Genomic DNA, 12,718 nt, shown 5'->3' on the forward strand with positions numbered 1-12,718 from the left:
ACACGATAACTCATCAAATGTTCACGAATTATTCATTTTGTTCTTTTCTTTGAGCAAGCCGCTGCAAATGAATGCTCAAATAACCTGCCTCTGCCGGATAAATCGGCTTTTTCAGACGCTGCTCCATTATTTTGGTTAACGTCCAAGCTAGCGCATACATTTCTGGGTACTCTCGTTTAAGAAGACTATCCAGCGGCCCTGATTCATCGATTGATTCTCCCCGCCGTATCCTTTCTATGGCAAAGCGCAGATGTGTAACCAGTCTAGAATAATCAAGGGAATCCCGCGGGATTTTATACTCCAGTTTAAGCTCAACCATCTGTACGAGATCAGATACAAGTTCGGAATATTTTCTAACCTCTGAAATATGCTGATTTGTCAATGCACTATGGAAGTGAAGAGCGATGAAACCGGCCTCATCTTGACCGAGATCTACCCCAAGCCGCTTTTTAATAATCTCCACAGCATATTCAGCCATCTGAAATTCTTCAGGATACAATTCCTTTGTTTCATACAAGAAAGGGTTATGAATCAGAAGACCTTGTTTATGGCGCTTCATAGCAAATGCGATATGATCCGTCAAAGCTATGTGTATATGCTCATTTAGGGACCCGTCCATGGATTTTGAAGCATGAAGTATGATATCGTTCATGGCTTCAATTAACTGTTCGTCAATCTGGGGGACAAGCTGTTTATACTGCTCCTGCTCCTCAGGTTTGGTCAAAATAAACATTTTTTCAACAGCTGACAGCGGTATACGTTCATTTGGCTTGCGTTTGAAACCGATCCCTTTACCGATGACGACGACCTCATCATATTGAGGATGTTTTGCTATGATTACATTATTATTTAATACTTTAGCTACTCGTAAACTGCTCACATCCGCACCTCATTTGACTAACACATATATCTAGCTCATTCTAACAGATAACTACTATTTCATCAAAACGAGATATATGTCAATACTTGAGAATCGCCGTGATAAAGTAAAAGGTCGAGTATGGGAGAAAAATATCCCCCTGAACTCGACCTTCTTTTCTCGAATCTAGCGGTCATTTCCGCTGATCCAGATCTATTATTCTTCTTTAGCCGCTCCAACTTCCAGCGTTACCGGCTCTGGTTCAATCGGTTGAGCTGCAGCTGGCTTTTGAGGTGAAGCCGCAGGGCGTTTAGTCAAATCTTGAATCAGCTTTTCAACATCAATTCCTGAAACACTCTTTAGCATCTCCGGGGCGGTAGACATCAGTTCCGTCACATAATTGCTGACACGAGCTGCCCCTTCGCCCTTCCCTGTATCAACAACGGTCAATTTTTCAATGGACGATATAGGCTGCGCGATTTTCCCTGCAAGCTCAGGCAGCATCTTGACAATGATGTCGAGTACGGCAGCTTCCCCGAACTTTTGGAAAGCTTCCGCAAGTTTTTCCTTTGCATCCGCTTCTGCCAAACCGCGCAAACGAATAACCTCTGCTTCCGCGGTACCTTTAGCGCGTTCAGCATCAGCGACAGCCTGACCTTCCAAACGCTTCTGCTCAGCGGAAGCTTTCGCCTGAGTTTCGATGGAATATTGCAAAGCATCTGCTTCACGCATTTTACGTGCTTTTTCAGCCTCAGCAGCCTGCTCAACTGCATATCGGTCAGCATCAGCCTTTTTCTTCACTTCGGCATCATACTGCTTTTGGCGAACCACAATTTCTTTTTCCTGAAGATCGATTTCCCGTTCTTTCCGGACAAGTTCCACCTTCATCTGTTCTTCTACCATCGTTTGTTTCGCTCTGGCTTCCTGAATATGATACGCCTGGTCGGCTTCCGCTTTGGCCGTATCCTGCTCCCTCTTAAAAGAGGCTACTTTAAGTTCCTTATCCTTCGCGGCCTCCGCGATATTCGTATCACGCAGCAGCTCAGCCTTCTGTCCTTCTTCTTCGGCGCGCGCCTTTTGAATACGGGCATCCCGCACGGCCTCAGCCTCGGCGATTTCCGCATCCCGCTTCACCGTTGCAATCCGCGGCTTACCGAGCGCTTCCAAGTAACCATGGTTATCACGTACATCCTTAATCGTAAAGGACACAATTTGTAATCCCATTTTCTTCAGATCGCGAGCAGCCACACCTTGAACTTCCTGAGCAAATTTATCCCGGTTGCGATAGACTTCCTCGACCGTCATTGAACCCAGGATCGCGCGCAGATGGCCTTCCAGCACTTCCTGAGCCTCACCCTTCAGTGAATCTACCGGTTTACCGAGGAACTGCTCTGCCGCTGTGGACACATCCTCGATTGAACTACCTATTTTGATAATCGCAACTCCGTCTGCTAAAACCGGAACTCCTTGCTCCGTATAGACCTCCGGTGTCATGACATCAAGCTTATGCGAAAGCAGTGAAATAAACTCGGATTTTTGAAAAACCGGTAAAATAAATGCGCCTCCACCGCGAACGATTTTGATTTTTCGCCCGGACTCATCCTGTGAAATATTTTTGCTGCCAAGAAATGACCCGGTCACAATCATGGCTTCATCCGGACTAACCGTCTTGTAGCGAGCCCAAAAAGCAAGACCCAGTACAATAATAACCCCTACAACAATAGATGGAATCAATAAATAATCAGGCAAGTTCATACTCATCTCCCTTTCGTTCTTCCAGCTCGGTCACCCTCAGGACGCCTTCAGCCACTTCCACAACCACTACCCGAACTCCGGCAGCAAGCGGCGTTTCATCAAAACTGGAGGCAATATGTAATGTATTGCTTGCTCCTACCCTCACCATCACTTCCCCATAACCTTGAGCTGGCAACGGAACGGTAATTTCCCCGATTCTCCCCACCAACTCTTGAATGGAAAAGCCTGTTGAGTTTTCACTATTCTCCATCGGACGCACATAACCGAAATACACGACAATGGATATCAGAATAGCTACAAGTACAGATATGACAACCTGCGGTCCCGGGGATAAGTCGGTGTACTTCTGCAGCATAATGCCCGTACCTCCAAAAACAGTAACTGCCGCTGCCAACACAACAGGCTTGAAGAAATCAACGGACAAAAAATCAAGCATCCCGTCCAGTGCTCCGCTCAGAACATCCCCCAGCAAAACGGTCACGACGGCAAACAGTACCCCTCCGATTAAACATCCCCAAAACAGTGCCTCCATTTTGACTGCCTCCTTCAGAATCCCTCACTGTATATAATAAAGTAATACGGGGCAAAGTTAACTTCGTTTCAAACATTTTCCTAATTCGCCATATTTACTTCGATCTCATTCAATACAACCGTTATATGAAAAACCGCAATTCCAATGAGGAACTGCGGCTTCGTTATAACACTCTAAAAATTATTGTGCTGAAAATCCTGCGCCCTCAAGAAAGCGGCGGAATGCCGTACGCCCCTCGTCTGTATGTTTATAGACGCCGGCTTGTTCGAGGATGGTGGTGAAAATATCACCAACTTCGCTGCGGATCAGCTTCACCGCTTCCTCCTTCGTCATGGCTTCACCTGTTTGCTCCTTCAGCTGTTTGATCCAGTCACGATGAACCGCAAGTTCATGTCCGTCCGATTGTACGGCTTCATACAGCTCATCATCCCCGGACAAAATACCAGCGATTCGATCCAGCTCCACTTTAAGGCGCCCAGGAAGAATGGCCAGACCCATAACTTCAATTAAACCGATATTTTCTTTCTTGATATGGTGCATTTCCCGATGCGGGTGAAATATGCCTTCTGGATACTCCTCGCTCGTTCGGTTGTTTCGAAGCACCAAATCCATCTCGTAACCGCCTTCAGCACTTCGGCGTGCAATCGGAGTAACCGTATTATGACGAACCTGCTTTCCATCCACCTCGCTGCTTGCTTCAATATCTACTGAAGAGTCACTGTAGCTTTTCCACGATTCATAAATATGATCGGCACATTCAAGCAGCGCACTCCGATCCTTCGACGATAAACGAATGACTGACATCGGCCAGTTGACAATATCGACAGAAACATTCGGATAGTCTGAATTTTTGAAACCGGCTACTTTAGGCGCATTTTGAATCGGAAATGTATGTCGTCCGCCTTGGAAATGATCATGGGTCAAGATCGAGCCACCGACAATCGGAAGATCAGCGTTTGAACCAAGGAAATAATGCGGATATACCGTGACGAAATCCAGCAAGCGCTCAAACGTATCCTTTGTTAATTTCATCGGAACATGATCATGATGGAACACGATACAGTGCTCGTTATAGTACACATAAGGAGAATATTGAAAAAACCATTTTTCCTCCTTTAGTTCTAAAGGAATCACTCTTAGATTTTGCCGGGCCGGATGGTTAACCCGTCCTGCATAACCGACATTCTCCCTGCATAGCTGGCATTTCGGATATACAGGTGGAGGCAGCAGCTTGGCCATGGCAATTTCTTTTGGACTCTTTTCCGGTTTAGACAAGTTAATGGTAATTTCAATGTCTCCGTAAACAGTTGCATGCTTCCAATATTCGTTCTTGGACACGCGGTCCATCCGAATGTAGTTGGAGTCGATACAAAGTTTGTAAAAATCGCTTGTCGCCGCTTCAATGCCCTGGTTCTGCTTCGTCCGGTTGAATGCCTGAACGATCTCAGAAGGGCGGGCCATCAAGCGCCCCATAATTTTTGCATCCAGCAGATCACGATATGTGTCTGTATTTTCTGGAATCATTCCGTTGTCAGCCGCATAATCGATCAGAACATCAAGCATCGGTTGCGGGCCGTCAGGCAGCTCGTCATTTAACTTTCCAGCGTAAGGCTCACTAAATCCAAAATCCTCCATAAGCAGGTTTCGGCTGTAATCATGATCCGCTTCCCGGATTAATCCTTTGCGAAGGGCAAAGAGAACAAGGCGTTCGATTGCATGAAGCGCTTTTTCCATTTCGGGAGTTCTTGCTGTCTGGTTTTCCATCTTTTTCAATCCCCCTTAATTGTCGCCATACCCTTGCGGGTGGCTGCTATGCCACTTCCAGGCGCTCTCGATGATATCCTCAAGCTTATTATAGGCAGGCTTCCATCCCAGGATGTTCCGGGCCTTCTCGGAGGAAGCGACCAAAACTGCCGGGTCTCCGGCACGGCGGGCTTCAATCACAACCGGAATATCACGACCTGTTACCTGCTTGGATACTTCGATGACTTCCTTAACCGAGAACCCGAGTCCATTCCCCAGATTGAACACATTGCTGTCCTCGCCGCGGCGCAAGTAATCTACTGCGCGAAGATGAGCGTCAGCCAGATCGCTGACATGAATATAATCCCGTATACAAGTGCCGTCGGCTGTCGGATAATCATCACCAAAGACGGAGATATGCTCACGCTGTTTCAGCGCTGTCTGAAGTATGAGCGGAATCAAATGGGTTTCCGGACGATGGTCCTCACCGATCTTGCCGCTGACATGAGAGCCTGCCGCGTTAAAATACCGCAATGATACATACTTGATGCCCAGCACCTTATCAAACCAGGACATCATTCTTTCCATCATCAGCTTCGTTTCGCCGTATACATTCAATGGCTCTGTACGGTCTTTTTCTTCGATCGGCACCTTCTCTGGTTCGCCATACGTTGCAGCCGTGGATGAAAATACAATCTTTCGCACATTAGCCTCATTCATCGCTTCCAGCAGGCACAATGTGCCAAATACGTTATTGTCATAATATTTCACAGGGTTCTTCATACTCTCACCAACGAGAGAATTGGCTGCAAAATGAATAACCGCATCAATTTCATTTTCAGAAAACAGCTTTTTTAACAACGCCTTGTCACGCAAATCTCCCTCGTAGAGCTTTCCACCCAAAAGAGCATCTCGGTGTCCTGTTTCCAGACTGTCAAGGACAACAACTTCCTCCCCACGCTCCAACAGCTCAGCTACAGTATGAGATCCAATGTATCCAGCACCGCCAGTAACTAAAATCGCCATTTTATAGCGCCCCCTTTATTTCATGTACACCCTGTCCAACGCCGCACACATAAAAATCAGGTCGAAGTCCCGTTCTTGCTTCATACTGTTGTGCAACTTCCTTCATTACCTTCTCGATATGATCTTCATGAACTAATGCCACAGTACAACCGCCGAAACCAGCCCCTGTCATTCGAGCTCCAAGCGTACCTGCATGACGCTGGAATTCTTCTACCATGACATCCAATTCATTTCCGGTAACTTCGTACAAATAGCGCAAAGAATCGTGAGACTGGTTCATATATTTGCCGAAAGTCTCCAGATCGTTATTCTTTAATACTTCTACCGAATCAAGCACCCGCTGATTCTCTTCCACGACATGCTGGGCGCGTCGTCTTACCGTTTCATCGGAAATGCTGTTTTGAAGCGCAGCGAATTGTTCAGTCGTTAGCTGCGCCAAATATTGAAGAGAAGGCATCTCCTTTTGCAATAGTTCCAGCGCTTGATCACACTCACTACGCCGTTCGTTGTATTTGGAATCCACCAAACCTCTTCGTTTATTCGTATTGGCAATTACAATTTTATAAGCTCCTGTTTCAAACGGAACCAATTCATATTCCAGCGTGTCGCACATGAGCAAAATAGCATGATCTTTGCGCCCGTTAGCTACTGCGAACTGGTCCATAATCCCTGAATTGACGCCAACAAACAAGTTTTCTGCTCTCTGGGACAGCTTTGCAATTTCCACAGTATCGATCTCCCGGCCTTCCATTGAAAGCAAAGCAAAAGCGGTTACAACTTCAATCGAAGCCGATGAGGAAAGTCCTGCTCCGTTCGGAATATCACCGTGGTACAGCAAATCATAGCCTTTTGTTAGCTTTGATCCAACCTTATCCAGTTCCTGAATGACCCCGATCGGGTAATCCGTCCACTCGCCGCTTTTACCGCTAAAAACCTCTTCCATCGTGAGAGTTACTTCATACGGCATATTGGTAGACGCAAATGAAATCTGCTGATCGTCACGCTCACGGATCACAAGGGTTGTCCCGAATTCAAGTGCTGCTGGAAGCACATAGCCTCCGTTATAATCCAGATGCTCGCCAATCAGATTCACACGTCCAGGTGCATTGAACACCCGATGTGAGTGATTGCCTTCACCGTATTTTTCTATAAATTTCTTAATCATCTGCTCTGTATTCATCATGTATCACTCCATCCTGTACATATGGTAGTACCGTTATCCATAGTATAAAAGACTTATACGATAAGCGTAATGCAGTCTTGTGTGGTATATATGGATAAATGTGACCTCACGATGTAAAATAAAAGTAGTTAAAATGTTTAAAAGGGAGGGATCAGCATGAAAAAAAAAGAAAGCTACTCCGTATCCTCCAATCCCGTTCAAATCGAACCGGGCATGCTGAATGTACTGTTTGCCGGTGAAAGCCAGACGAAACCCGATCATGCCCTTGGCCCCAAAATATATGACTATTATTTACTGCATGCCATTGAATCCGGACACGGAACATTCCGCACCGAAACAGATGTCTATGAACTTGGACCGGGTGATTGTTTTCTCATTCATCCAGGACAGCTCGTCAGTTATGTATCATGTCACGATGACCCATGGAAATACCGATGGGTCGCCTTTACTGGGGAAACAGCTTGCTCTCTTGTGGAAGCTGCCGGCTTCCTTCCAGGCTGCCCTGTTCTGAAAAACAGTTCAGTGACAAGCAATGACAGCATAATACCTAAATATATTCATCATATTCAGCAGCGTTTTCATATGAAACAGGAAAGCGCTCATACAGCTGCCATCGGCTATCTGCACCTCATTTGGGCCGAGATCATGAACAGTGCGAATCATCCTTCCAAGCTGACGGTGGTAGAGCCGCAGGTACAGCGTACGGTCAAGCAGATGATTAACTACATGGCGTCTCAATATGCTCATCCTGTCTCCATTGAGCAAATGTGTGCAAGTCTCGGATATAACCGTGCATACTTATCTCGTATATTCAAAAAAGAAACAGGTATATCACCAGTGACATACCTGTTAAAATTACGAATCGACAAGGCCAAGCGGCTGCTGCGCGAGCGTCCCGAGCTTTCGGTTGAGCAAATTTCCGCCTCGGTTGGACTTACCGATCCATTATATTTTTCAAGACAGTTTAAACGTTTTTGTGGACAATCTCCGTCCAGCTACCGCAAAGAAATGACAGGTAACTGAAAGCATTTGAACACGCTATCCTTCATTTTCCGTTTTTAAAATGGTTTCAATGCGGTCCAGCTCTTCCTTAGAAAATTCCAGGTTGTTCAGAGCCGCAACGTTATCTTCGATCTGACTGACTTTACTCGCCCCGATCAGAGCCGAGGTTACGCGCCTGTCTCTTAAAGCCCAGGCCAATGCAAATTGGGCCAGACTTTGACCACGAGCCGCCGCCATCTGGTTCAAGGCACGAATCTTGCGCAGCACATCAGGCGTAATATTGTTTTCATTCAAAAATACAGAAGGACTCGCCGCGCGGGAATCCTTTGGAATACCGTTGAGGTATTTATTCGTTAACAATCCTTGTGCCAGCGGGGTAAATGCTATAGCTCCGACACCGCTCTTTTCCAATACATCAAACAGACCGTTCTCCACTCCACGGTTTAACATGGAGTAGCTCGGCTGATGAATTAACAATGGCGTACCCAGGCTTTTCAAAATCCCAATAGCCTCTTCTGTTTTCTCTGGCGAGTAATTCGATATGCCGATGTAAAGCGCTTTACCCGATCGAACGATATGGTCAAGCGCCATCATCGTCTCTTCCAGAGGTGTGTCCGGGTCCATTCGATGGGAGTAGAAAATATCAACATAATCCAGCCCCATCCGTTTCAGGCTTTGATCCAGACTGGCGATCATATACTTGCGTGAACCCCACTCTCCATAAGGTCCAGGCCACATATAGTATCCGGCTTTGGAAGAGATCACAAGCTCGTCACGGTATGGTTTCAGATCGCGTGACAGTATTTTGCCAAACGTTTCTTCTGCTGAACCGGCAGGCGGTCCGTAATTGTTCGCCAAGTCAAAATGGGTGATTCCGAGATCAAATGCGCGAGTAATCATATTACGACCGTTCTCATATGCATCGATGCCGCCGAAATTATGCCAAAGCCCCAGGGAAATGGCCGGAAGCTTTAAACCTGATCGCCCGCAACGATTGTATATCATTCCTTCATAGCGGTCTTCACTTGCTACATAAGTCATTTGCGATCCCTGCCTCTCTTGATTTTCATAAACAACTACTTTTTATGAAATATAACTGCTTGGCTCTTATAATTCTGAAGAAACGCACTTCATCCTTAATCTGCACGCTGCTCCCAGCGCGCGAATATGGCACCGCATAGGGGACGGTCAACCACATCTGCTCAATATTAACGAAGCAGGTTATCGATCTGGGCCATGACCTGGCCGATGCGTTCAGTGATAAGCAATCCGGCCCGATAGTCATATGGCGTCGGATCTGCATTGAGCAGCGCTGTTTTGCTACCATGAAAATAATTTACCAACGCCGCAGCTGGATGCACTGTAAGCGATGTACCGCCGATGATAAGCAAATCTGCTGTGGATATTTCCTGTATAGAGCGCATTAGAATGTTATGATCCAGTTCTTCTTCGTACAAAACAACATCCGGCTTGATCATCCCCCCGCAATTGGAACAAAGCGGAACGGTCTCTTTGATCGCCATAACCTCTTCCAGTGAGTAAAAACGTGAACAGCCCATACAATAATTCCGGTGAATAGAGCCGTGCAGCTCCAAAACGTCCGTACTTCCAGCGATTTGATGCAATCCGTCAATATTTTGAGTAATAATGGCTTTCAGCTTGCCTTCCTTCTCAAGTCTGGCCAGCAGCTTGTGACAGCCGTTAGGCTCCGCGTTTGGATGCAGCATTTTGCTTCGATAAAAATCAAAAAACACATCGGGATGATTTATAAAAAAGGTATGGCTGAGCATTTCCTCCGGAGGATACGGAGAATGATGCTCTGTTTGATACAGACCTGCGGCTGAGCGAAAATCCGGAATTCCGCTTTCTGTTGACGTTCCGGCTCCTCCAAAAAAAACGATATAATCACTTGCTTCAATCCATGTCGCCAACTTTTCAATCTTTTCCCTGTTATCCAAATCATACACCTCCTTTAAAAAAAGCATTTCAATTTACCAATCTAATCAACAATCTTTATTTCATTATAATCGGAGATGACAACCTCGGCATCTACAAGATGATCGCCTTCTCCGTCCCCGCGACAAAGCCCGACGGCCATTGCTGCTCCAGCTTGTCTGGCCATCAGCATATCCGCATTGCTATCCCCAATTACAACAACTTCACCCGGCTCCAGCCCGAGCATTCTGCATGCTTTTTCTGCTATTTCAGGATGCGGCTTACTGTTCTTAACCTGATCTCGGCCAAGAACAACCGGAAAAAAGGAGCGAATCCCCATCCATTCCAAATGCTCCAGTGCGGCTGCAGTCGTATCCGAAGTTACCACAGCTAGTTCCAAGCCAGCCTTTCTGCACGACTGTAAAAACGCATCCAATCCCGGCATAGGAAACGCAGGCTTATGCTGCCGAATTTGGAGCAGTGCGTCATTCGTTATTCGATTTACCTGAAGGATGGCTTCATCCCAGGGCATTCCGGCAGCGTACAGCTGCCAAGCCAGCATTCCGGTGGTCTCCTCTACGCTCCCCATGGCAAGCGGACCTTGAACATCATAATCCGTTACAGCTCCGCCTGAATCGTGTACCGTGCCAAGCACCCTCTCTCTAGGTACGGTAAATTCGGCTCCCATAAGCCCCAAATGCTCTTCCATATACCGGAGAACATAGTCAGCCCATCCTCCCCATAGCGCCATAAAATGAAGCAACGTACCGTCCTTATCAAACAAAATCCCCCGGCACGAAGCCCTGTGCCCATTGACCTGAAGAAGCGGCACTGACAATCCCTCCCTTTTCTTTCGATAATACTCTTTCTATATAAAAATGTCTTCTTTTTCTTCCTTGCTAAAGTCTATCGTACCGCTCCCCCTAGTGGAAGTGTAACTCGATAACCCGTGGAGATTCAATACTTTGACAAGTTGAAAACGCTGACAACAAAATGATTCGTGATTAAAATCACCTGCTATACATTTGAATTGGAGTAATTTTAAATTATAGCTTAGGAGGGAACCATGGACTACACTATTGAACAAAAAGGTGAAACCTTCTTTCTCAATCTGCGCTTTATTTTGATTGTCACTGTGTTTATCTCGAACGCCATTGAACCTTTAATTACCCGAATGAGCGGCCTCCACACACTATATATGTGGATTTATTCGTTTCATATGCCGCTGTTTGTTCTTGTTACGGGTTACTTTGCAAAAAACTCAATGGAAGGCAAAACCTGTCGGAAAGTTCTATTTCAAATCGCTATACAATATGTCATTTTTCAAACTTTATACTCTCTGCTGGATACATTCTTTTTTCATGTCGATGATATACATCGCTCGTTTTTTGCGCCATACCTTCTATTATGGTTTCTTTTCAGCCATGCATGCTGGCGTTTGCTGCTCCTGATGCTCGGCAAATTTTCAGCGGGACAGCAACTGTTATTTGCAGCCATATTCGGCATATTGGCCGGCTACCTTCCAATAGAAGGTGTCTGGCTAAGCCTTAGCCGTACTTTTGTTTTCTTTCCATTCTTCTTAATAGGATACCATTTTTCATTTGATATATTTGCTCTTCGTTTTCATTCATGGATAAAACGGGCCGCTGCTGCAATATCGGTTCTTCTGTTCATTGGGTTCGGCCTGTGGGGAAATAATCTGCCGGCTGGATGGCTGTACGGAAGCATGACTTATGCAGAACTTGGACAGCAGATGTGGTACGCAGGTCTGTTCCGGATCGCCATTTATGCCTTGCAACTGACAGCATCTGCCGCATTCCTTGCCTTTGTGCCCATGACTTCAGGAAAAATAACCGAGCTGGGCCGCCGTACCGTTTATGTGTTCTTGTTGCACGGAATCATTATCAGGTTTATGGCTTCTTCAAGCTTTTATGAATCCATCACGAATATCGGAGGAGCAGTGCTTCTGATTACAGCTGCCATATTATGCACCATACTTCTTGCTCAACCAGGTGTTAAACGTTTATTCCAGCCTATCATCGAACCTACAGTAGATAAAATTTTACAATTGGAAAATGTTGTGATTCATCGTTTTTTCGCAAGGTAACCGTGTTCTTTTTTCCAATCTTTAGTCGTTTTATTGATTCATTTCAAGTTTGCTGTGGTAAGTAAGTGGTACACACAGCAAAAAACGACTGAGAAGGAGTGATTTGTTATGGCAGGCAGCAGCAAAAACGGAAAAATGTCCAGAGAAGAAGCGGGTCGTCTAGGTGGTGAGGCAACTGCAAAAAAGCATAATCGTGAATTTTATCAGGAGATTGGAAAAAAGGGCGGTCGAGCCACTTCCAGAACCCATAACCGTGAGTTTTATCAGAAAATCGGCCAAATGGGCGGGGAAGCGACCTCTCGCAATCACAGCCGGGAATTTTATCAAGAAATCGGACGTAAAGGCGGAAAAAAATAACGAAATAGTCACTTCATTTTACGAAGGGGATTCCTCTAAATTTGTTTAGCCAGGAATACCCCTTCATTTATTATAAAGCGCTGACCCGTGCGCTATAACTCCCGTAAAATAAGTAGAAATACATACCTTTTTGTGATAGACTCATTTAAAACCGAAACGTGTATCACGGACACCCGGCTGCTTTGCCGGTGAACCGCGATAAAGTGTTAGCAAAATCAA

General features: G+C 45.8%; 11 protein-coding genes and 1 pseudogene. 3 read left to right on the forward strand and 9 right to left on the reverse strand.

Translation table 11 applies throughout. The features are described from left to right. Positions 1–28 precede the first annotated feature (28 nt). The 6 genes from glcT to C8268_RS15085 form a co-directional block, all read right to left on the reverse strand. Positions 29–880, reverse strand: a complete 852-nt coding sequence (glcT, locus tag C8268_RS15060; protein ID WP_106768428.1) for a glucose PTS transporter transcription antiterminator GlcT — start codon at positions 878–880, stop codon at positions 29–31. Between the two features lie 195 nt (positions 881–1,075). Continuing rightward, positions 1,076–2,608: a flotillin family protein gene (locus tag C8268_RS15065; protein ID WP_106769977.1), complete on the reverse strand. Its 1,533-nt coding sequence runs from the start codon at positions 2,606–2,608 to the stop codon at positions 1,076–1,078. Then, complete coding sequence (locus tag C8268_RS15070; protein ID WP_106768429.1) at positions 2,601–3,146, reverse strand: NfeD family membrane protein; 546 nt, start codon at positions 3,144–3,146, stop codon at positions 2,601–2,603. Before C8268_RS15070 ends, C8268_RS15065 begins: the two co-directional genes overlap by 8 nt. Before the next feature lie 180 nt (positions 3,147–3,326). Next, entirely contained in the window at positions 3,327–4,910 is a 1,584-nt protein-coding gene (locus C8268_RS15075) for a UDP-glucose--hexose-1-phosphate uridylyltransferase (protein WP_106768430.1), read from the reverse strand. 15 nt (positions 4,911–4,925) lie between these two features. Next, positions 4,926–5,915 carry a UDP-glucose 4-epimerase GalE gene (galE, locus tag C8268_RS15080; RefSeq protein WP_106768431.1) on the reverse strand — a complete coding sequence of 330 codons (990 nt, stop codon included), beginning with the start codon at positions 5,913–5,915 and terminating at the stop codon, positions 4,926–4,928. A 1-nt stretch (position 5,916) separates the two neighbouring features. After that, the gene (locus tag C8268_RS15085; RefSeq protein WP_106769978.1) at positions 5,917–7,095 is read right to left on the reverse strand and encodes a galactokinase; all 1,179 of its coding nucleotides are present in this window, start codon (positions 7,093–7,095) and stop codon (positions 5,917–5,919) included. Positions 7,096–7,254: 159 nt separating this feature from the next. Between C8268_RS15085 and C8268_RS15090 the strand changes: the two genes are divergently transcribed. Next, complete coding sequence (locus C8268_RS15090) at positions 7,255–8,121, forward strand: AraC family transcriptional regulator (protein ID WP_106768432.1); 867 nt, start codon at positions 7,255–7,257, stop codon at positions 8,119–8,121. 15 nt (positions 8,122–8,136) lie between these two features. Here C8268_RS15090 and mgrA read toward each other — a convergent pair whose 3' ends face one another. The 3 genes from mgrA to C8268_RS15105 all read right to left on the reverse strand — a co-directional run bounded on the left by mgrA (position 8,137) and on the right by C8268_RS15105 (position 10,867). Beyond that, positions 8,137–9,141: an L-glyceraldehyde 3-phosphate reductase gene (mgrA, locus tag C8268_RS15095; RefSeq protein WP_106768433.1), complete on the reverse strand. Its 1,005-nt coding sequence runs from the start codon at positions 9,139–9,141 to the stop codon at positions 8,137–8,139. Between the two features lie 167 nt (positions 9,142–9,308). Beyond that, positions 9,309–10,058: an NAD-dependent protein deacylase gene (locus C8268_RS15100; RefSeq protein ID WP_106768434.1), complete on the reverse strand. Its 750-nt coding sequence runs from the start codon at positions 10,056–10,058 to the stop codon at positions 9,309–9,311. 41 nt (positions 10,059–10,099) lie between these two features. Next, positions 10,100–10,867 (reverse strand): HAD family hydrolase, encoded by a 768-nt coding sequence (locus tag C8268_RS15105; protein ID WP_106768435.1) that lies wholly within the window; start codon positions 10,865–10,867, stop codon positions 10,100–10,102. A gap of 234 nt (positions 10,868–11,101) precedes the next feature. Between C8268_RS15105 and C8268_RS15110 the strand changes: the two genes are divergently transcribed. Then, positions 11,102–12,142: an acyltransferase family protein gene (locus C8268_RS15110; protein ID WP_106768436.1), complete on the forward strand. Its 1,041-nt coding sequence runs from the start codon at positions 11,102–11,104 to the stop codon at positions 12,140–12,142. Between the two features lie 108 nt (positions 12,143–12,250). Then, positions 12,251–12,493 (forward strand): annotated as a pseudogene (locus tag C8268_RS15115) (KGG domain-containing protein); the annotation flags it as partial. Between the last annotated feature and the right edge of the window lie 225 nt (positions 12,494–12,718).

It is taken from the genome of Paenibacillus faecalis (genome assembly GCF_900289175.1).
GTDB classification, from domain to species: domain Bacteria; phylum Bacillota; class Bacilli; order Paenibacillales; family Paenibacillaceae; genus Paenibacillus_AQ; species Paenibacillus_AQ faecalis.